This window comes from Pseudoalteromonas sp. NFXS39, assembly GCF_040148775.1.
In the GTDB taxonomy this organism is placed as follows: domain Bacteria; phylum Pseudomonadota; class Gammaproteobacteria; order Enterobacterales; family Alteromonadaceae; genus Pseudoalteromonas; species Pseudoalteromonas apostichopi.
The window spans coordinates 51,410-73,733 of record NZ_JAGDEC010000001.1 but is presented as its reverse complement, the minus strand read 5'-3'; the positions used below and the strand labels follow the sequence as shown (position 1 = coordinate 73,733).

At 41.8% G+C, this 22,324-nt stretch carries 15 protein-coding genes; 7 read left to right on the top strand and 8 right to left on the bottom strand.

What is annotated here, in order from left to right:
* Positions 1-718: 718 nt before the first annotated feature.
* Complete coding sequence (locus J3455_RS00300; protein ID WP_130053003.1) at positions 719-2,746, bottom strand: S9 family peptidase; 2,028 nt, start codon at positions 2,744-2,746, stop codon at positions 719-721.
* Between the two features lie 162 nt (positions 2,747-2,908).
* Between J3455_RS00300 and J3455_RS00295 the strand changes: the two genes are divergently transcribed.
* The 3 genes from J3455_RS00295 (at position 2,909) to J3455_RS00285 (ending at position 5,084) form a co-directional block, all read left to right on the top strand.
* Complete coding sequence (locus tag J3455_RS00295) at positions 2,909-3,286, top strand: VOC family protein (RefSeq protein WP_130053002.1); 378 nt, start codon at positions 2,909-2,911, stop codon at positions 3,284-3,286.
* A gap of 359 nt (positions 3,287-3,645) precedes the next feature.
* Entirely contained in the window at positions 3,646-3,906 is a 261-nt protein-coding gene (locus J3455_RS00290; RefSeq protein ID WP_130053001.1) for a hypothetical protein, read from the top strand.
* 197 nt (positions 3,907-4,103) lie between these two features.
* Positions 4,104-5,084 carry a WD40 repeat domain-containing protein gene (locus J3455_RS00285; protein WP_297330918.1) on the top strand — a complete coding sequence of 327 codons (981 nt, stop codon included), beginning with the start codon at positions 4,104-4,106 and terminating at the stop codon, positions 5,082-5,084.
* 57 nt (positions 5,085-5,141) lie between these two features.
* Here J3455_RS00285 and J3455_RS00280 read toward each other — a convergent pair whose 3' ends face one another.
* The 5 genes from J3455_RS00280 to J3455_RS00260 are packed head-to-tail and all read right to left on the bottom strand — an operon-like array spanning position 5,142 to position 10,242.
* A complete protein-coding gene (locus tag J3455_RS00280; protein WP_130052999.1) occupies positions 5,142-5,999 on the bottom strand; it encodes an aminotransferase class IV in 858 nt (285 codons plus the stop codon).
* Between the two features lie 2 nt (positions 6,000-6,001).
* Positions 6,002-6,865, bottom strand: a complete 864-nt coding sequence (locus J3455_RS00275) for a glutamate cyclase domain-containing protein (RefSeq protein ID WP_250662083.1) — start codon at positions 6,863-6,865, stop codon at positions 6,002-6,004.
* On the bottom strand, positions 6,850-7,581 hold the full coding sequence (locus tag J3455_RS00270; protein ID WP_349561100.1) for a 5-oxoprolinase subunit PxpA: 732 nt from the start codon (positions 7,579-7,581) through the stop codon (positions 6,850-6,852). The genes J3455_RS00275 and J3455_RS00270 overlap by 16 nt, the downstream gene beginning before the upstream one ends.
* Positions 7,582-7,587: 6 nt before the next feature.
* On the bottom strand, positions 7,588-8,385 hold the full coding sequence (locus tag J3455_RS00265) for a putative hydro-lyase (protein ID WP_130052997.1): 798 nt from the start codon (positions 8,383-8,385) through the stop codon (positions 7,588-7,590).
* Between the two features lie 48 nt (positions 8,386-8,433).
* Complete coding sequence (locus tag J3455_RS00260) at positions 8,434-10,242, bottom strand: glycoside hydrolase family 3 protein (protein ID WP_130052996.1); 1,809 nt, start codon at positions 10,240-10,242, stop codon at positions 8,434-8,436.
* A 349-nt stretch (positions 10,243-10,591) separates the two neighbouring features.
* Between J3455_RS00260 and J3455_RS00255 the strand changes: the two genes are divergently transcribed.
* Positions 10,592-13,465 carry an FAD-binding and (Fe-S)-binding domain-containing protein gene (locus J3455_RS00255; protein WP_349560725.1) on the top strand — a complete coding sequence of 958 codons (2,874 nt, stop codon included), beginning with the start codon at positions 10,592-10,594 and terminating at the stop codon, positions 13,463-13,465.
* Between the two features lie 47 nt (positions 13,466-13,512).
* On the opposite strand, the gene J3455_RS00250 is transcribed toward J3455_RS00255, so the two are convergent.
* Positions 13,513-14,700 carry an acyltransferase family protein gene (locus J3455_RS00250; protein WP_349560724.1) on the bottom strand — a complete coding sequence of 396 codons (1,188 nt, stop codon included), beginning with the start codon at positions 14,698-14,700 and terminating at the stop codon, positions 13,513-13,515.
* Positions 14,701-15,073: 373 nt separating this feature from the next.
* Here J3455_RS00250 and J3455_RS00245 point away from each other — a divergent pair, with 373 nt between their 5' ends.
* Positions 15,074-16,687 carry a sensor domain-containing diguanylate cyclase gene (locus tag J3455_RS00245; protein ID WP_349560723.1) on the top strand — a complete coding sequence of 538 codons (1,614 nt, stop codon included), beginning with the start codon at positions 15,074-15,076 and terminating at the stop codon, positions 16,685-16,687.
* 64 nt (positions 16,688-16,751) lie between these two features.
* Entirely contained in the window at positions 16,752-17,450 is a 699-nt protein-coding gene (locus J3455_RS00240) for a M15 family metallopeptidase (protein ID WP_349560722.1), read from the top strand.
* Between the two features lie 193 nt (positions 17,451-17,643).
* On the opposite strand, the gene J3455_RS00235 is transcribed toward J3455_RS00240, so the two are convergent.
* Positions 17,644-18,138, bottom strand: coding sequence for a serine protease external chaperone (locus J3455_RS00235; protein ID WP_130052991.1), 495 nt, complete (start codon positions 18,136-18,138; stop codon positions 17,644-17,646).
* A 127-nt stretch (positions 18,139-18,265) separates the two neighbouring features.
* On the opposite strand from J3455_RS00235, the gene J3455_RS00230 reads away from it, so the two are divergent.
* The gene (locus J3455_RS00230; protein WP_130052990.1) at positions 18,266-22,276 is read left to right on the top strand and encodes a rhombosortase-dependent M36 family metallopeptidase; all 4,011 of its coding nucleotides are present in this window, start codon (positions 18,266-18,268) and stop codon (positions 22,274-22,276) included.
* The last annotated feature ends 48 nt before the right edge of the window (positions 22,277-22,324 follow it).

The window sequence follows — 22,324 nt, the reverse complement described above, 5'->3', positions numbered from 1 at the left end:
CCAAGTCTTGGATCAGCCATTTACTAGCTTTATAAAAATACAGATCACGCATTTACCAGCCTCATAATTTTAGATCAGGATTTAACTAGCTCCGTCTTATGAGCTTTAATTTAGGGCTTATTGCCTGAGTACAGCCTCTAGAATGGTTAAAAATGGGTAATATAAACGGCAATTTAATGTTGTTTTGTAGAATCTAGCGATTTATAAACCGATTTTTTATTAACTCACCCAAGCCATAAACCGATTTTTTACCAACTCCATACCCTTACAAACCAAAATTTTACTAACTGAAGCTAGGTTTTTAGCGGCACAAACCGATTTTTTACTAACTCAAGTTACTGATTTTGGCTATAAACCGATTTTTTACTAACTGCTTTTTGGGTAATGTCCGATATTTGAGAAAAGTATGTAAGGAGTTAATCACATTTTAAGTGTAAAGGGGGTTTACAGAGAAAAGAAAGCTGTCAGCCGTCAGCTATCAGATTGAAATTCAAAAGTTAGAAAGGAGAAAGTAGCAGCGGGTTTACCTCGCGTTATAGTTTTATTAAATGACGTGTCATAAAGCCGCTGCTACAGGTAAGTGTGAAACTATTTTATGTTTTGTGTATGGCGCGGCATAAAGCCGCGCTTAATGCAATTTGAGATAAGTTAAACGAAACTGCGTCACGAAATTCGTTCACCTTGTGCAAACGAAATGTTCTCGCTTCGCTCGATGTCGTTAATTATTTCCACTGTTTTTATCAAACCACCATTGAATATAGGCTACTTTAGTCATCAGGTTTGATGGGCGAGCGGTAATACCATGTGAGGCATTAGGAATACGCACCATCGCTGTATCAACACCTTGTAGCTTTAAGGCTTGGTAAAATTGTTCGGTTTCAGAAATTGGGGTGCGATAGTCTGATTCACCGGTTAACAGCATGGTTGGTGTTTTAACATTGCCAACATAGCTTATTGGTGAGCGCTTCATGTAATGCTCAATGTTGTCCCATGGCTTACCAGGGAACCAATAATCAGCAAAGAAAGGGTAGAAGTCAGCAGTTAGTACAAAACTGATCCAATTGATGACAGGTTTAGCAACTACCGCTGCTGCAAAGCGGTCTGTATGGCCCACAATCCATGCTGTTAAAACACCTCCGCCTGAACCGCCGGTAACAAACAATTTGCTCTCATCAATAAAGCCCTTATTGATGACAGCATCAACACCTGTCATCAAGTCATCAAAGTCATTACTTGGGTAGTTATGATGAATTGTTTGCGCAAATTCTTTACCGTATGAATCACTGCCGCGTGGGTTCATATAAAGCACAACGTTACCTTTGGCTGCATATAATTGCACTTCAGGGCTAAAATGAGGGCCATAGTTTGCAACAGGACCACCGTGGATTTCTAAAATAAGTGGGTACTTTTTGCTTTTATCAAAACCTGGTGGGTAAGCAACCCAACCTTGAATAGCCAAGCCATCGTGGCTTGACTTAACCCAAATTTCTTCAACCTTAGCGAGTTCTTTGTCGCCCAACGCATCTTCGTTTAATTGCGTTAAACGCGCTGTTTTACCGCGCTTAATTAGTGCTACATCAGCTGGGCGTTGGGTATCTGCAAGTGTGAATGCAACTTCACCATCTTCGCTCACGTCAAAGTCACCACCCGAATACGGACGGCCAAAGGCGACACTACCAATCTCTGAGGTAATCACTTTATGTTTACCACTACGAGGTTGGTAAGCTAGGTGTGTTTTACCTTCGCTATCGTAGCTAAAATAAAGACCTCTGCCACTATCATCCCATTTTATGCTTTCGACGCTACGGTCTAAATCAGCAGTGAGCACTGAGGTTTTACCTGAATTTAAATCAAGTAAATAAATGTCGTTATTTTCATAGTTAGTCTTTTTGTCGTCATAGCCTGTGTATGCAAGGTAACGACCATTTGGTGAGACTTTAGGGCGTGAATCTGGGCCTTTACGGTTTGTTATTTGGGTAATTGAACGATCCGCTAAACTAAGTTTATAGATTTCAGATTCAGTTGGGTGTAGTTCGTTGTTTTCATAACGATTAGCCGAAAAATAGAACGCATCGCCTTGCTCGTTAAAGCTGATTGCTCCGCCGTGATCAAAATCACCTGAGCTTAATTGACGTGCATTGCCGCCAGTTGCACTGATGATAAAAAAGTGACGATAGCCTTTTTCAGAGTAGCCACCGCCATCGGCACGGTAATAGGTATCGTCAATATATTTAGCTGGCTCTGCCCACTTAGCGCCCTCAGGCTTACCCGGTAATGACACAGGGCTTGCTGATTTTGCTGGTACAAACTGGCTAAACACCAATTGCTTGCCATCTGGTGTCCAAGTTAATCCACCAGGGCTTTGCGTTAGGTTACTAATTTTCGCTACGTTACCGGTTTTTAACCATTTTACATAGATTTGGCTGCTACCATCACGGGTAGAAATAAACGCTAAGCGAGTTTCATCCGGTGACAGCACCGGAGAGTAATCCATATGCACGCCAGACGTTAGCGGTAGCATGGTTTTACCATCTGGGTTTACTGACCAAATATTGCTGACTTTACGGTCGCTTTTGATATCCATGCGATTACGCACAAAGTAAATTGTATCGCCATTTTTTGTCATTTCTATTTGGTTGGCGTATTCAAGATCAAAAACATTTTCGAGGTCAAAGGTATTGCTAGCTTCTGCGTGGCTGTAAAAGCTAGCTGCTGCAAGCAGTGCTAAAGATGTTTTAAACTTCATTTTATTTCCTTGTTAGTGAGCAGAGATTAGGGCGTGTTGACCTGTTATAAAGTAACAACCATCAGAAATATAGTCCATTGCGATGAATGAAGAAATCAATAGACAGATGGTCATTTCCCTTTTATGTTGAGTAAAGACACTTTTAAATGTAAGGAGCACACAATGATAGGTTACATCATGTTAGGCACTAACAACCTAGCTAAAGCAGTAAAGTATTACGATGAATTGTTCGCCACTCTAAACGCCGAGCGCTTTTTAGAAACTGATCGCTTTGTCGCATGGAGTACAGGTCAAGATAAGCCCGGTTTTGCGGTTACTAAACCCCATAATGATGAAAAAGCCACAGTTGGTAACGGTACTATGATCGCTCTGGCAGTCGAAACTCCAGCCCAAGTAGATGCCTTTTATAAAAAAGCCATAGAACTAGGTGGCACTGACGAAGGCGCTCCCGGCCCACGTGAAATGCCGGGCTTTTATGCGGGATACTTTAGAGACCTAGACGGTAACAAACTTAATGTGTTTTGTTTTACGCATGGGTGAGGGGAGTTAGCAAGGGGAAAGTTAGAACCCTCGCACGAAATAAATTTCACGTTTACAAGAAAACCGTGGGATTACATTAAGCAGAGAATCAGGAGGCTTTTGTTCGGCGCTAAAGCACCTCCTATCTCGCTTCTCGCCTATCTTTCACACACCTCGAAGCTCATTTCTAGTACTTTAAAACAAGCATTATCACCATATTGTGTTTATTTTAGGGAAAAGTTGTCTTTTTCACTATTTATTGGTGAAAATATCAACTATGCTTTTGCTTTTATCTCTCATTGTATTGATTTATATGAAGTTATATTGTTGGTTCGATAATTGCTCCAGACTTTTTACCAACACTTTTAAAGGAAATAAAAATGAAAAATACACTAACGCTTACCCTTCTTGCTGTACTGCTTTTGGTTCTGTATTCACAGTTCACAGAATTAGCCTATAAATTTGGTTTTGCTGAGCTTAAACTTAATGCGGTTTTGGAAAACAGTGAACATATGAAAGTAAAGTGTGATGTATACTCACTTGGCTATTTCGATGAAATAAAACTTCAAAATAAATTTCAAAAATGCATCAATGATTATGAAGCTGAAGGCTACGAAATCGTTAGCAGAACAGACCAATAATCGTTTCTTGTAGGCGCCATGCTTGCATGGCGCGCCGCTGCATCGCCGAACAGCCGGCACTTCGCGCGAAATAAATTTCACGCCTACAAAAACTGATGGCTGACGGCTGAAAGCTGGCAGCGAGATTTCCTACCAACTTCCGCTTATTTTCATTACACTGCTCCTATACAATATAATTATAAAAAATGAGAATGATCATGACGTCGAAACTGCTTAAATCTCTTTGCTGTGTATTTGCACTAAGCCTTGTGGGCTGTGGTGGAGGTGAGGTTTTTACTGCCTCTGCTAGTAGTGAATTTGCGCATGGCAATGAGCTATTAAGTGCCACGGCGCTTAGTGAAGATGCTAGTCACGCGTTAGTGGCAACCCAATCTGAGGTGTGCGTTTGGGATAATCAGTTAAAAGCGCGTCTATACGATTGTATAACAGGGCAGGGCGCTGAACATGTTGAGCTTGCGGGCTTTAGCGCCAACAAATCTCGTTTTTTCATTTCAAACCGGTTATCAGTGACTTTATACGATACTCGCACCGGGCGTAGTATTGGCACTTGGCTCACTGGGCAAGAAATCGCCAGAGACATCGCTATTTCAGCTGTAGGCGATACTTTGGTTATAGCCTATCGTAGCGGTAAGGCTGAGGTGATAAATACCCGCACAGGTGATACTAAGCGTTTTGATATTCATCGCTTAGATATTAATAGCGTGGCGTTATCGGCTGATGGTCAGTGGGCGTTTACTGGCTCGAGCGACAAATACGTAAAGCTTTGGTCAACGAGCGATGGCAGCACTCGCTTTGAAGAGCGTTTAGCTACTAGAGTAAATCACGTTACTTTAAATGATACAGCGAGCTTGGCCTTTGCAATTGATTCGGTTGATGATCGAGTATTTTTTGATTTAGCCAATAAAAAAGAACTATCAGAAGTGGCCTCATACGCTAACTTTATTGAGTTCACCGCATCGCAATTTATTAATCAAGATAAATGGCTATTAACGGGTTCGCCAAAAATGAAGATGCGTTTATATCGCGTTGCAGATGGTGAACTAATCGCTGAATACGAAGCTAAACAACAGCGCCAGCGTACGTCAGTACTGAGTGTGGCATACGATGGTAACCTGCTATATTCAGAAACCAGTGACGGCCTACTGCAAGCTTGGCCATTTGATATAATAAGCAATTAAATAATAGCTAAAAAAAACGCCTACTTTAAGTAGGCGTTTTTTTAAAGTGCGATTAAATTAGTAATCAAACTTATGCTTGGTAAACAGGCTTTGCACTTGTTGCCAAATTGCACCTGGTTTGCCATCGCCAACTAACTTGCCATTTACTTTTACGACTGGGCCAACTTCTTTAGTGGCGCTGGTGATCCATACCTCGTCGGCATCAAGTAACTCTTCTTTACTAATAATGCGCTCTTGCACTTTAAAATCACTGTAACTGTGAAGAATATTGAGGATTAACCAGCGGGTGATCCCCGGTAAAATTTGGTTATCAAGTGGTGGCGTGCTGATCACACCATCTTTTACGATAAACACATTACTTGAACTGGCTTCGGTAATTTCTTCTAAACGATTAAATAGAATGGTTTCTTTATTACCCGCTGCTGCACCGTGTTGGTAATGGATCACGTTGCCAAGCAGTGCCGTTGATTTTATATGGCAACGTTGCCAGCGACGATCTTGCTCAAGTGATACGGTGTAAGTTGTTGCGCTATCGATGTCGCTTTTTGGCTCTGCCGGAATTTCAAAAGCAAACGCAAATACGGTCGGAGTAATATTGCTTGGGTAGCCGTGGGCACGTTTTGTATCAGCGCCGCGGCTCACATGCAAATAAATCCCTAGGTTGTCACCTTGGTTTTTTTCACATAAATCATTACAGATTTTACGCCACGTATCGGCATTGTAATCGAGCTTAATTTCAAGCTCGTTTAAACCGTTATTCATACGCTCAATATGTGCGCCAAAGCCTAGCATTTTGCCTTGGTATGATGGGATCACTTCATAAATGCCATCGCCAAATAAGAAGCCGCGATCCATTGGTGAAATCTTTGCTTCATCAGCGCCAAGGTATTCACCATTTAGGTATACCGTGCCCATTGTTAAACCTCATTCTCTGTCGTAAAGCCGCCAAGTTGGCGAAGCCGAGTTATTAATTGTTGACCATGCATTGCATGCAGGCCGTCTTCGGTGAGCTCGTTTTTATGGGTGACACCATCGACACTACCGCGCTCACTTAGATAATGTAAAATATTGAGTGGCTCAATTTCAGCCAGCAAATCGGTGTTATGCCAGCGACTTAAAAAGGCTATCAGCCCGTACGCCGCCCAGTTAGATACATCGGCGAGTAAAAGCTCATCGCAAGGAGTTAAACAAGGAGTAATGTTTAGCGCTTGCATGTGCTGTGCAAGGTTACCCATGCCTATTTCGTTACCGCCATCACCAATCGCTATGGTGGGGCAACGTGCTTCTGTTACAAAAAAATCAAAGCAGCCGCAATGCTCAGAAATATCAATACCGCGCATATTGTAATAACGCTGATGCTGATTCAGCCCCGGGCGTTCTATTGATAAAACACAATCAGGTTTCAGCTGTGCAAGGGCTTTAATGCTAAAAGTGTGGGCATTATCAATGCTATTAATTGGCAGCTCAAAGCAGTTGAAGTCTTTTTTAAGGGCACTGTAAAGGGGGTTGCCAGTAACCAAAAGGGGCTGTTTACCAAGTTTTTTGAGTACTTTGTAAAGTGCAATCGCTCCAACTGGGCCGTCGGTTTCGAAGGTATTGTTGACTGCAAAGCCTGTACCAATCAATACAGTACCTTGTGCTTGATGAAGGTATTTCGCTGCGCGTAAATACGTACCCGTTAGTTGTTTTGCATATAAATGCTGCATACCACGCGGGTTTTGTTCAACCATCATGGTTTCAATTTGTTGGCTGAGCGCAGCGTCACTTAGGCTTGCTGACATAGTGCTTTGATCTCTTGAATGAGCGCAATACCCGCTTCATTATCGCCGTGCACACACAGGCTATCGGCATCAAGCGCAAGCTGCTGACCGCTTCGCGTTGTGACTGTGCCATGTTCAACTAACTGTTTAACCTGCGCCATTAGCGCTGGTTTATCGTGTACACTGCCAGCTAAAGAGCGCGTGACTAGTTTACCTTCGTCTGTGTATTGACGGTCGGCAAACGCCTCTAGAATGAGTTCTAGTTGAAGATTTTTTGCTTGTACTTTGTGTTCGGCTGCTTGGTTGGTGGCTAAAATCATTAATTTTAGTGGCTTTGCATAACTAGCCACAGCACGCATAACGATATTCAAGGTTTGCTCGTCACTCATCATATCGTTATATAAGGCGCCATGTGGTTTTACGTATTCGAGCGTTAAGCCATGTACCGCAGCCATACCATCAATTGCAGCAATTTGATAATGCAGGCAATTGGTAAGCTCTTTTTCACTCATAGCCATAGAACGGCGACCAAAGCCTTGCTTATCTGGGTAACTTGGGTGTGCGCCAACCATTACCTTGTATTGCTTGGCAAGGGCTAGGGTGTTTGCCATCACATCGGCATCGCCAGCATGAAAACCACAAGCAATGTTTGCCATATCAATATGTGGCATAACTTGCTCGTCTAAGCCCATTTTCCACATCCCAAAGCTTTCGCCAAGGTCGCAATTTAGTTTCATCGTCATTTATAACGCTGCCATTTTACTATTTGGAATATCAGTGATCAGCATGTGTCCTGGGCTATGCGTGATACAAAAATCAGGTGCTGCGTTGGCAATCGCAACTTGTGGAGTAACACCACAGGCCCAAAACACCGGTACTTCACCTGCTTTGATGGTAACCGCATCGCCAAATTCAGGCTTGTTAATATCTTTTATGCCAATTGCTACAGGGTCACCAAAATGCACTGGCGCACCATGTACACTTGGAAAACGGCTGCAAATTTGGATTGCCCGAATAGCATCTGCAGGTTTCATTGGGCGCATGCTAACGACCATATTGGCGTGGAAAATCCCTGCACTCTGGCAGGCCATATTGGTTACATACATAGGCACATTTTTTTGCTCGCTGATATTTCTGATCTCAAGACCCGCGGCAATAAGCGCTTCTTCAAACGAGAACGAGCAACCAATTAGAAAGGTGACTAAATCATCGCGCCAATGGCTTGTAATATCAGTTACTTCTTCAACCATTTGGCCATTTTTAAAGATGCGGTAACGAGGGAAGTCGCTACGAATATCTATATCTTCACCAACGGTTGGCATATCGGTAACGCCCGGTAAACGGCTAGTAGCAATAATCGGGCAAGCTTTCGGGTTTGCTTGGCTAAACTGCAAAAAATCAAACGCATATTGTTTAGGTAAAATCACTAAATTTGCTTGCACAAAACCCGGTGCAAAACCCGATGTATTTCCACTGTAGTCACCCTCACGTACCATTTTACGAATAGCCGCAGGAGTGGTTAAAGATGCATTTTTTTGCATGTGACTCTCCTTGAAGTTAACACTTGCCCATAGTTGCTACAATAACACTCAGTTCAGGTCATTAATAGTAACGGGCAGCTGCCCTTTAGCAGGGGCCTTCCCTAGTAAAACTTTTGCTAGCGCTGTGAATGCAGGACCAGCAATCTTTTCATCTGTATCTACATCTATATTGTAAGCATAGGTGGCAAGTACAGCATCACCAAATTTTCCAAATTGAGCAATATCGTAAGGGGCACGTAAGCTTACAAATACGGTCTTCTTATGGGCTAATTTTGCTTGTTTTAGCAATGATTCTAATGCCGCAGATTGATCTGCTTTAGCAATTGCAAACTCTGGGTTATCAGCTAAATCGTCCATTCCACCTACTTCAACAGCACTTTGTTTTGGTGACGCATTTGCGGCAATGATTATATCGGCTTCGTTAATTTCTTTTAACGTGGCAAGCTTCTCATAGCCTTGCAAACTAGTGCAGCTAAAGCTGATTAACTTATCAGTGTTATCAACTAACGCCTGCTGTAGGGCATAGCACTTGCGGGTATCTGGCATAATAATATGCACTTTGCTGCCTGATTTAATGTCGAGTGGTAGGGTATTTTTTTCGTTTTTAACTTCGGTGATAGCTGCTAATGCTAATTCGGCTTCTACTTTTCTGTGACCTTGATCACCAAGTAAAAGCTGCGCTTTTTTGATAGCTGCTTCGTCGTCAAGTGAAGAGGTGAGTTTAAACTTCTCTTTAAGTCTTAAAATACGCGTTGCTGAAGCACTCATTTCGTCAGCATTTAAAGTGCCACGCTGTACTTCTTGCTCTAATCTGTCAATTAGGGCTTCAAGTACCGCCAAGTCTTTAGGGCTTCTTATTTCAATTGGCATAAGCGCAATATCAACACCCGCTGCAAAGGTATTTATCACTGCTTCAATTGGTTCAAAGAAGTGGCTAATCCCCGCCATATCAAGTGCATCGGTGATCACAACACCTTGATAACCGAGTTCATCACGCAATAAGTCGGTGATGATTTTGCGCGACATTGTTGCAGGTTTGATCATGGTTTTGCCTTCTTTACTGACAAACGTAGTGTCATCGAGGGCTGGATATTGGATATGTGCAGTCATGATCATACCCGGCTGTTGATTCTTAATAATTTCTTTAAATGGTGGTAGGTCTTGCTGCCAAATGGTTTCTTTATCATGCATTACCTTTGGCAAGCCTGTGTGGCTATCTACATTAGTATCGCCATGCCCCGGAAAGTGCTTTAACGATGAAATAACGCCGTTATTTTCGAACCCTGCGACTTGTGCACCACCTAGTTTCGCAACCAGTTGCGGGTCTTCGCCGTAAGAACGTACGTTAATAACAGGGTTATCAGGGTTCATGTTTACATCGACCGTGGGTGCATAGTTAACATTAACACCCAGTGCTAAAAGCTCGTCGGCGATAATGCGCGCAGACTCAGTCGCGAAGTATGTGCCATGTTCTTTGTAGGTTGCGCCAATCGACATATTACCTGTGAATGAAGTGCCTACATCACGAGGAATTCGGGCTACTCGGCCACCTTCTTGATCTATCGAAATAAACAGCGGTAAGCCTAACTCAGACTTAGCAGCAGCTTTTTGTAGATCATTATTAAGTTTGATCACCTGTGGCACGGTATCGATATTTTCAGCAAATAAAATCACACCACCAATGTTATGTTTAGTGATGATATTGGCTAAATCGGCTGGCAGCTGAGTGACCGGTGTACGGCATTTTTGCTCGCCAGGGTCTTGCTCACAGTAATAGCGCAGGTCGAGCATGAGCTTTTGCCCTAACTGTTGTTTTAAAGTTAATGCAGACTCAGCAAATGATGATTGTAATGGCATGAAACATCCTAATCCGATAACCAGTGACGATAGTGCAAACTTATTTAACACAGCAAGCTCCAAAGCAAAACGCTTATTTAGTTTTTAGAATAAATTATTCTTGATATTAATGGGTTTTTAAATATAAATACAGTCTTTTTTTGCTACCCTAGCGGTTTTTCTGCATGACTGCAAAAAGCTAAGTTAGATCACCAAATAGGGCTGATATGCTTAAATAACCAAACCTTTATGCTGATGAAAATGCTTGAAGATGATAATTTATCAATTTAATGGGTCGCTTTTTAGTACAATTTAAAGTAATAATATATTCCATAATCATCAGCGTAACTATGACAAGCCTGGGGGCGAGATGGCTTTAACAAGATTGCACGCATTCAAACAGCAAATTGCACCTTTTTTACCAGAGTCTGCATTAATAGAAGATTACTCGCGCCGTTATGCGTATGGAACAGATGCAAGCTTTTATCGATTAATTCCTGAGTTAATTGTATTAGTTAGCAATCAAAATCAAGCACGACAAGTGATCATTGCTGCAAACGAGCAACAAATACCTATCACATTTCGAGCTGCAGGGACGAGTTTATCTGGGCAAGCAATTACAGATTCGGTATTGGTTTTATTGTGCGATAGTTGGAGCAAGTTTGAGATTATTGATGATGCCGATGCAATACGCTTACAACCGGCGATCATCGGCGCTAGAGTGAATCAAGTATTAGCCCCGTTTGGTAAAAAAATTGGCCCTGATCCCGCTTCAATTAATAGTTGCAAAATAGCGGGGATGGCGGCAAATAATTCATCGGGTATGTGTTGTGGGGTGGCGCAAAACAGCTACCATACAGTAAAAGATATGACCCTAATTTTTGCCGATGGCACTGTGCTTAATACGGCTGATAACCAAAGCTGTAACGCCTTTTTGCAAAGCCATAGTAGCTGGGTTGATGAGCTAATGAACCTTGTTGATAGCGTAAAGCAGAACCCAGATTTGAGTGAACGCATCGCCCATAAATATCGTTTAAAAAATACCACAGGTTATGGCTTAAATGCGTTACTGGATTTTTCTGATCCAATCGAAATCATTAAACATTTAATTATTGGCTCTGAGGGTACGTTAGCTTTTATCGCAGATATTACCTACCACACAGTGGTCGAGCATAAGTATAAACACACAGGTTTTTTTATCTTTGACGATATCAGTAAGGTTTGTGAGCTGGTACAAAGACTGAGTGAACTTGATGTTGCTGCGGTTGAGCTACTTGATAAACGTGCCCTGATGTCGGTGTCTGAACATGCCATAATGCCAAAAGAAGTGACCAACTATCCAGAGCAAGCAGCGGCACTTTTAATTGAGTTAAGAGCTGAAAATGCAGAGGCTCTTGATGCACTTACTAAGATCACCGAGCAACTTCTTGCTCAGTTTAAGCAAAGCCAGCTGGCAGCGATTGAGTTTTCTGCTGACAGTGCCCGTAATGCAGCACTTTGGAATATCCGCAAAGGAACGTTTCCTGCGGTTGGCGCGGTGCGTGAAACTGGCACTACAGTGATTATTGAAGATGTCGCCTTTGCTCTTGATAAATTAGCTGAGGGCGTAAATGCGCTGCATCAGTTATTTATTAAATATGGCTATGACGAAGCCATTATTTTTGGTCATGCACTGGCCGGAAACCTGCATTTTGTATTTACTCAAGCCTTCGACACACACGAGCAAGTAAGCCGTTACGAGCAATTTATGGCTGATGTGGCGAACTTAGTGGCAGTTGAACTAAAAGGGTCATTAAAAGCAGAGCATGGCACAGGTCGTAACATGGCTCCGTTTGTTGCCACCGAATGGGGAGATGATGGCTTCTCGGTGATGGTTGCGCTTAAAGCATTATTCGATAAGCAGAATATTCTCAACCCTGGGGTTATTATTAATCACGACAAAAATGCTCACACTCAGCATTTAAAAGTCATGCCAAAAAGTGATGATATTATTGACACCTGTATTGAGTGTGGCTTTTGCGAAGTGGTTTGCCCATCAAAAGGGCTTACCTTAACACCTAGGCAGCGTATTACTTTATGGCGGCACCGCACCGAATTACACAATCAATTGCTAACAACCGATGATTTAGCGAGTAAGCAGAAGTTAAATCAAAAGCTCAGTGTTATCGAGGCCGACTTTAAATACCTTGGTATTGATTCGTGCGCAGCAACCGGTCTTTGCGGACTTAAATGCCCAGTGGGGATAAACACTGGTGAATTTATAAAATCACTTAGGGCTGAGCAAGTTTCCTCAAGCAAGGTAGCGCGGTCATTATCACGCTTTGCCAGCAAGCATTTTGCGGTTGTCGCCTCTGGTGCTCGGTTTGGCTTATCCGTCATGCAGGTGCTAGAAAAAGCAATTGGCAGCAGTAACTTAAGAAACCTGAGTAAACCTGCTAATAAGTTGCTTGGTACACCGCTATATTATTCGGCATGGCCAAGGGCCGAGCAGCCAATTAATAGAAAACGTCAACAACCCCAACAAGCGAAAAAGTTAGTTTATATGCCAAGCTGCGCAAGCCGGGTTTTTGCGGCCGATAAACTTGCCGATGATAAGCGTCCACTGCTTGATGTAATCTTTTCATTAGCTGCAAAAGCAGGCTATGAAGTGGTGATACCTAAACAAGCTGATTCACTATGCTGCGGTATGCCATTTGCTAGTAAAGGTTTTAATCAAGAGTCTAAAAATAAAAGTGAGCAATTACTTACTAAGCTCGAGGCGCTTTCAAATAATGGCCTGTATCCAATCGTTTTTGATGCCAGCCCCTGTGCGCTCACCACCCTTAATGCTGCGCAAAATACTGCACTCAAAATTTACGAAAGTGCCGACTTTGCAGCTCAGTACTTACTGCCTAATTTGCAAGTAACGCCTGTGAATGAGCCTGTGATGCTCCATGTTACCTGTAGCTCAAAGCGATTAGGTAAAGAGCAAAGCCTAGTATCACTTGCCAAGGCATGTAGTAATGAGGTAATTATTCCAGCCGATATTGAGTGTTGTGGTTTTGCTGGTGATAAGGGTTTTAACTTGCCAGAACTCAATAGCAACGCGCTAAAAACCCTTAAACAACAAGTGCCAAAAAATTGTAGTCGCGGCGTATCTAATAGCCGTAGCTGCGAAATTGGTTTAACTGAGCACAGTGGCATTAGTTATCAGTCAATTTTGTATCTACTCGATAAGCAAAGCCATGCAATACCACAGGCATAATTGCTGAACAGATGAGCCAGTTGCTGACTGGCTCATCTGTTCAAAGACTAAACCTTCCAAAAAATGCCTTTGCGGTAGCAGCTGAACATCACAATATAAGACACTGCTAAAAACAGCAGCGAAAATATAAAAGATGCCAAATAATCATCACTGATCGCTAATTGTATAAGACCATAAACATTGCCTTTTAAACTGCTATCGCCTAACGAAACCATAATTAATAGGCGTGCGAACACGCCTGCAAACATAAAAAATAATATCGCATTAGCACCAAAAACAATAAATGGAGCACTCCAGCTGCGCAGCTTATAAATATCTAAAATAGTACTGCATAAAGCATAAAAAATCGCAGCAAGCCCTGAGCTGAGTAACACATAGCTAGGAGTCCATAATGCTTTATTGATAGGCGTTATTGGCGAAATAGCATAGCCGGCAATAACGCTTAATATGCCTGCTAAGATTAGTGTACGTGCTTGCTTTTTAAGGTCGAGTTGTTTGGTTAAGTAAACTGCAGTCAAAATGCCGCTGAGCGCACTCGCAATCGCAGGAAGAGTTGAGAACAGCCCTTCAGGATCAAATGGCAGTGGCTTAGCATTGGCATAATACAGGTGATGACTACCAAGTACGGTGTTGTCTATGGAAGCACTTAAGTTATTGCCATGTAACCATAAGCCACTCACTACCTCGCCGTTTGGCAAGGTATACGGGATATAAAGCATGGCGGCGCCATAAAATAATAAAAGAGCGATGCAAGTAATGGCTATTTTTTTCGGCGATAAATAGAGGTAACAACACAGGGCTGCTAAATACACCAAACCGATGCGTTGTAGCACACCCAACACGCGCAGTTGCAATAATTTGTCATCAACCCAGCTAAAAGAAGGGTCTTGAAAATTGTAATAAAACAAGGCTAAAAACCAACCCAGCACAATAAGTTTAATGGTGCGAATAACACCTGCTTTTAATATTTGTTGATCACTTACCCCTTTACCACGCAGGTTATTTACAGATAGCGTAATAGACATGCCGACAATAAAAATAAAAAAGGGAAAAATTAAATCGGTAGGTGTCCAGCCATGCCAGTCTGCATGTTTCAACGGCCAATACATAGCGCTCCAGCTGCCCGGGTTGTTCACTAAGATCATGGCAGTAATAGTCAAGCCCCGCATTACATCTAACGCCATAAGTCGATGTGAAGGGAGTTTATTGATGATTTCAGCACAGTGTTGACGCATAGGAAAACTTTATTGTTATTTTGTTTTTATAGTGTAATAAATTATTACATCAAAGCAAGCTGCTTTTGAACAATATAAATCGCATGTATTAGCCATTCTTTTAACTGTCTTAAGTTTATAGTTTATTAAATTCAACATGTTAAATAACGAAGGTTGCTGGTAAGAGGCTTTGATGCCGTTCATGTTCAACGAGTGCTTGGTAGCTGAAGTTATTAAACAAAGTTACTTTAATTAATTAGAGTAATTGCACTCATTTATTTGCGCTAAATCAAATTATGACAAAAGTTTTATAGAGGTACACAAAACATCTTGCTAGTATAAAGGTATTAGATGTACCCGATATGGACTTTGGGCCCCATATGTGAGAAGTATCGTGCTTAAGAGTCTAAGTAAAGGTTTAAACCTACGTCGCTTAATTTTATTGTTAGCGTTTTCTGCAACGCTTATTACCTTTCTAAATAGTTATTACTCGAGCTACCAAGTTCAAAAGCAACAACTAATAGATAAAACCCTTAATAATCATAAGGCCTATGCCGCTAAGTTGGTGTCGGCGACCGATAACTTTTTACTGGCTGCTCAGCAACAACTTGCTTATGTCGGTAAAATTCTTGAGGATGATTTTAATAATCAAGGGTTAATTAATTCTGAGGTAGACAGGTTAAGACTACAAACCAATAGTTTTAATTCGACAATTATTGTTAATGCACAAGGCGATATTCTAGGTGTTTCGCCCAAGTCACTGAAACTACAAAACCGAAAAGTAGATAGTTTTGGTACTAAGGCAGCTTTGTCGTATCGGATTCCAATGATCAGTGAGCCGTATATTTCGATGGCAGGTAATTTACTGATCTTTATTTCGCAGCCATTATTTGACAAAAATAGCAATTTTATTGGTTATGTTGGCGGCACCCTTTACTTAAAGCGGACCAGTATTTTAAATGAATTGCTGCAAGTTCATTACTATCAAGACGGTTCCTATCTGTATGTGGTTGATGAAAATCATCGCTTACTTTATCACCCTGATAAAAGCCGAATTGGTGAGCAAGTATATGATAACCAAGTAATTGATGAGGTATTAAAAGGTAACTCAGGCACACAGATTGTTACCAACAGCAAAGGCGTTGGAATGCTTGCCGGTTACGCGCCAATGACAGTTGCCTCTTGGGGGGTAGTCACTCAGCGACCGCTTGAAAACACCCTTGCACCGCTTGATGACTTAATGTGGCAAGTGTTTGTAAAGACAGCCCCAATTGGTTTACTTACATTTGTGTTTATTTGGGTATTAGCACGTTTAATTTCACAGCCGTTAAGGCAATTAGCTGAGACTGCAAATACCTTAGATCGCCCTTCAACGTCACTAGAGTTGACACAAATCCGCTCATGGTATTTTGAAAGTAATGAGTTAAGAAAAGCCATGTTAAAAGGAGTGGGGCTACTACAAAGTAAAATAGGTTTATTGCGCCAAGAAGCGCAAACAGACCCATTAACTAACCTGCACAATCGCCGTAGCCTTGATATACAAATTAATCATTTTATAGCTCAGCGTTGTCCTTTTGCTGTGTTGGCTATCGATATCGACCATTTTAAACGGGTGAACGATGAGTTTGGTCATGACATTGGTGATGTGGTACTACAGTCGTTAGCTAAAATTTTGTTAGATGTCACTCGTGATAGTGATGTGGTTGCCCGTACAGGCGGTGAAGAGTTCATTGTGATCATGCCAAGAGTCGAAGCAAAACGAGCGTATCAACTCGCTGAACGTTTGCGTATGCGGGTGTCCGAAAGCTACATTGACCCTGTTGGCTGCATTAATGTATCGATTGGTATTTCAGGCTGGCCAATCGAGCAATTAAACATTGATGAAGTATTTAAACTTGCCGACCAAGCTTTATACCAGGCTAAAAAGACGGGTCGCAACCGCTCAGTTGTAGATGAATTATATAGCCAAAATATTACTCCTGTTTCTGAGTCTTTAATCTTGGAATAAGTTATTTAATATGCAATAGTGAGTGGTATTAAGTTATTTACGAGAAATTAAAATGGCATTCACTATGTTGGCACGTATAACTATACCTTCTTCTTTGCTAAGTATAGCGCTTATTAGCACAAGCACTGCTTATGCAAATTATGCAAACCCAAGTGATGATAAGCGAAGTGAATTTGTGGATGTAGGTGCTTTACTTCCTAATGCCGTGTTAGATATTCGTTATTTTGGTCATCATAACTTTGTAGGCAAACCTGTTGATGGCTACAACGCGCCTAAATGCTTATTGCATAATAGCGCTGCTGCCGCTCTTAAAAATGTGCAAACAGCAGCTCAAACACAAGGCCTTAATTTAAAAATCTTTGATTGTTACCGCCCACAGCGCGCCGTTGACCACTTTGTGCGTTGGGTTAACGATTTAGAGGATACAGGTACTAAAGCTGAGTTTTATCCAAACTTAGGCAAAGATAAGCTGCTTGGTGATTACATCGCTGCTAAATCGGGCCATAGTCGTGGCTCAACGATTGATTTAACATTAGTCGATACAAAAGGCAAAGAGCTTGATATGGGCTCACCGTTTGATATGTTCGATACCCTTTCTAACACCGACGATCCGCGTATTAATGCAGAGCAAAAAGTAAATAGGTATAAACTAAAAACCCTTATGACAGATGCCGGGTTCGCCCCATATTCAATGGAGTGGTGGCACTTTACTTATCAACCTCAAGCATACCCAGCCACCTATTTTGACTTTGTGGTGGAGTAGTAAGTTAGCGAGTTACGAGGGGAAAGAGTAAAGTTAGCGAGTTTCGAGGTAGCAGCGATTTTACATCGCGTCCTAGAGCCTAGGGCCTAGAACCTAGCGCATGATGACGCGGGATAAGCCCGCTGCTACAAGTAGGCGTGAAGCTTGTTTCGCGCGTCTGACGGCTGATAGCAGAAGGCTGAGAGCTCCTGTCCTACATCACTTCTTTAATCGGTGAATAATCAATTTTAATTTCAACAACATCTACGTTGGCATTTTGTTTAAAAGCGTTTTGTACTTTTAATAAATCAGTGTTTTTATCTGCAATGTATCGATAATTTTTGTTGGTCATTTTTTTCAGTGTGTATTGGCTGCTAAGCTCTATTGGTAAACTGTTTTCTTTTAGAGTTAAATAAATTGCCCCAGTAGCGATGCCGCGCTCTTGCATTGCATGATTAAAGACTTCTGTGCCTTTGACTAAATTAGGCGCATCAAAGGTAATTTTTTCGCCATTATTACTAAAAGCGTTAGTAGATTTTTGTTTGTTGATTTCGACTGCTTTTTTAACATCTTTAACTAAAACTTGTTCTTTTTGTGAACTGGTCGTTGGCTGTTGTGCTGTATTTTGCTCGCTTATTTCATTTTTTTGACAGCCTGATACTAGTACTAATGCTAGTGTAAGTGCTTGTATCTTAATTGTTTGATTCATTATGTTCCTGCTTGTTTGTTACTTTTTTTTACAATTAATTCTGTTTTTTAATTGCCATATTGGGTACATTGGCCTCGGTTATGATTGTTAACCGAAAATAAAAATATAACAATAGGGAACGTAAGGAATGTCTCAATTTAAAGTAACAGCTGTTGCTACCATGGTAACGGCTATCTTGGCATCATCTCAATTACAGGCAAGTGAACAAACTCGCTTCTATAATGCCTCAAGTGTTAGCTCGCAAGTACAATTTAATCCTCAAGTATCTCAGCAACGTGCATTAGCTGAGCGTCGCACAGTATCGGGTCATAAATCTATTTTCGATGCGCAATTAGGTAAAGCCACGTTCCTATGGAATGCAGTAGGTCAAGCTAAGCCAGATATGGCTATGGTACTTCCTGAGCAACGCAATGCTTATGCCGCAGATTTTTATTTAAATGCCTTAACTGGCGTTAGCACAGCTAAAAAAGGTGTATCAAGCGCTGTATTAACAGATTTATCTGAACAAAAGCTTGGTTCAATCACTGCTAAATACAAGCAAAAAGTACATGACATTGAAGTATTCAACCGTGAATACAACCTGATCATGGACAAAGAGTACAACCTAGTTGCAGGTTCTGGTTACTTCGCTAATACAAGCTCAAACGCAACACAATCATTTGCACCTTTAGCTGACTTTGTAGGCGCTGAGCAAAGTATCAAGCGTGCTATTAAAGAGCTTGCAGATATCAATGTATCGCTAACTAAGTCAACTGAACAAGGCGACTATGTTAAATACAATGTGTCTAACCAAAATGGTGACAAAGTTGTATTAGGTCAGCCACGTGCTAAGAAAGTATTCTTTGAAGTAGCGGGTGAGTTGCAATCTGCATACTATGTTGAAGTAGAAGTAGCTGACAAAAATAGCCTAGAAAGCGATTACTTCAGTTATGTTATTGGCGCGCAAAACAACAAAGTTTACTTCAAGAAAGACTTAAAAGCTCACGCGGCAGATTTTAACTACCGTGTTTGGGCTGATGAAGATGGTTACCCGTGGGAAGGCCCACACGGTGACGTAATCCCAGCTGATGGCCCTGATCAAGTTGATGAAACAGAAATCCTTGATGCACCACTTGTAAGCTTGTCTTATTACAAAAAATTAAGCACGATGGATCCGTGGCTTGCTGATGATGCTACAACAACATCAGGTAACAACGTATTTGCTTATGCTGATGTTATCGCACCTCAAGGTTACACAGAAGGTGACTTCACTGCAGAAACAACATCAGATTACACATTCGATTACCCTTACCGAGTTGATCAAGTAGCAAACAGCTACGACAACCGTAAAGCGGCGATCGTTAACTTGTTCTACATGAACAACTTCTTACACGATTTTTTCTATGATCATGGTTTTGACGAAACATCAAATGTTGCGCAAGTATCTAACTACGGTCGTGGTGGTGTTGAAGGCGATCCAATCGAAGCGCAAGCACAAGATAATAGCGGTTTAAACAACGCGAACATGTCTACGCCTGCTGACGGTGCAAGCCCACGCATGCAAATGTATCTATACAACTCAAAAGACGCAAAAGTAGGCGTTGACTACGGTGTGGTTGTAACATCTGATGCAACGATTGGTCTTCTAGAATCTTCTAAAGTATCTGGCTTTGGTCAAATGCAATTTGCTGATATCGCAGGGGAAGTTGTTCGTCTAGTTGACGGTAATAACGTAGATTCTGGTAGCGTAAACGATGGTTGTGAACCTGCAACAAATGCAGCAGAACTCGCTGGCAAAATTGCGCTTGTAGATCGTGGTTCTTGTAACTTCACAGCAAAAGTACTACACGCACAAGAAGCCGGTGCAATTGGGGCAATCGTTGTAAACAACAACCCAGATACGGATGAGCCAGCGCCAATGGGCGGTGAAGACGATGCAGTTATCATTCCTAACATGGGTCTGAACTATGCTGACGGTCATGCGCTTTACGATGGTATCGCTGCAGGCGAAACTGTCACTGTTAATATGTTCAATAAAGCAACGTTAAAAGACGGTACTTTAGATAACGGTATTATTGCTCACGAATGGGGTCACTATATCAGTAACCGCTTAGTGGGTAACTCATCAGGCCTTATCAACTTCCAGGGCCGCGCGATGGGTGAAGGTTGGGGTGATTTCCACTCTCTAATGTTCATTGCTAAAGCAGGTGACATTAACATCCCTGGTAACGACAAGTTCCAAAAAGCATACGGTAGCGGTACTTTCGTAGAAGACTTCTACTACGGTATTCGTCGTGTTCCATATTCTACCAATATGGAAGTAAACCCATTGTCTTTCCGTCACATTACTGAAAATGCTGGTGATGATGTAGGTATTTCACCAACAAGTGTTGCTTCACCACACGCAGCAGGTGAAATTTGGGCAACTATGCTTTGGGAAAGCTATGTAGCGCTTATCAACGAGCACGGCTTTGAAGATGCTCAAAACCGTATGGCTAACTACTTAGTTGCTGGTTACAAGCTGACTCCTGTTGCACCGTTATACACAGAAGCACGTGATGCTATCTTAGCTGCAGCGTATGCTGTAGACCCAGAAGATTACAAACTAATCTTAGGTGCATTTGCTAAGCGTGGTATGGGCTTAGGAGCTAAAGCACCAGAGCGTTTCAGTGAAGATTTAACAGGTGTTGTTGAATCAGACAAAATGAAACTTGCTAGCTTCACATTTAAAGATGTGGCAATGAATGCAAACTATAACGGTGCTGAGTTAGGTTATTGTTCAAACGATAACGTGCTAGATAAAGGTGAAACAGGTACATTAACTGTTAGCATCATGAACACAGGTAGTGAAGTACTGACTGGCACACAAGCTCAGTTAACGGTTGTAAGTGGCCACGATGTAACTTTCGAAAATGATGGTTTAATCACATTCGACGATACAAACCCATATGCTTCACAAACAAGCGCGCCGATTACTTTCACGTTAAATGATGCTGACACTGCGGATACACTTAAAATCGAAGTGTCATTCCCAGAGCTTTCTGCTGATGACGAAATTGTTGAAGCAGCAAGCGATACAGTATCTTACCTTGTGAATATGGACTTTGAAGATAAAGCACCAGTTAGCTCACAAACGGCAGACGATATGGAAGTAGCAGGTGCATCATTACGTGATTGGAAAGAAAACGTAATGACAGGTGATGACTTAGCTGTTGGCACGCAAAGCATGGCAACCGGCGGTAATGTTAACTTCTTCAACAGCTTTGGCTTCGGTCTTGGCGAGCAAACAATGTACCTAAACAACAATGACTTCCAGTCTGATGTTGCGGTTGAATCAAGAGAGTTTGATATCGGTTTTGCTGGTGACTTTGAAGTTTCATTCTGGCACTTCTACCTAATCGAAAACGAATGGGATGGTGGTGTTGTAGAAATCAGCGTAAACGGCGGTAACTGGGTAGATGTTACTGAGATGGGCGGTACTTTTGATGTAGGTTACGATGGCCCACTAATCGAAAACGACGCGCAAGCACTACAAGATCGCGATACCTTCACAGGTAACAATGTTGATGGTAACGGTGTTTATGGTAACTACGAAACAATTCGTTTCGGTACTGAACTAAACGGTAACCGTGCAAAATTACGTTTCCGTATGTCATCAGACAGCGCAGTACGTGAGTTCGGCTGGTGGATTGATAACGTTACGGTAAGCAACGTGACTTCACCAATCTTCTCAAATGTGATTGCTGGTGATGCATTAGCATGTGATAACGCATTACCATTACTTTCAGTATCGGGTGATGAGTCAGTTTCTGAGTCTGCTTCAGGCACATTAACTGCAACAGCTACAGACCGTAATGATGACGCACTAAGCTACACATGGACGCAACTAAGCGGTACAACTGCTACATTAACTGGTGCTGATACAGCTACTTTAGGCTTCACGCCAGGCGCTATCTCAAGCGATGACGAGTTGGTATTTGAAGTAACAGTTAATGATGGTACAGACTCTGTATCAGAGCAATTCACTGTTGCTGTAACTAACGAAGCTGAGCCAGTAGAAGAGAAGAAAGTGACTAAATCTAGCAATGGTAGCTTTGGTTTCTTAACACTACTACTTGCACCATTAGCGCTTATCGGCCGTCGCCGTAAACGTAAATAATAACGTTAAATAGTGATAACAAAGCCCTTACAGCTTACTGTAAGGGCT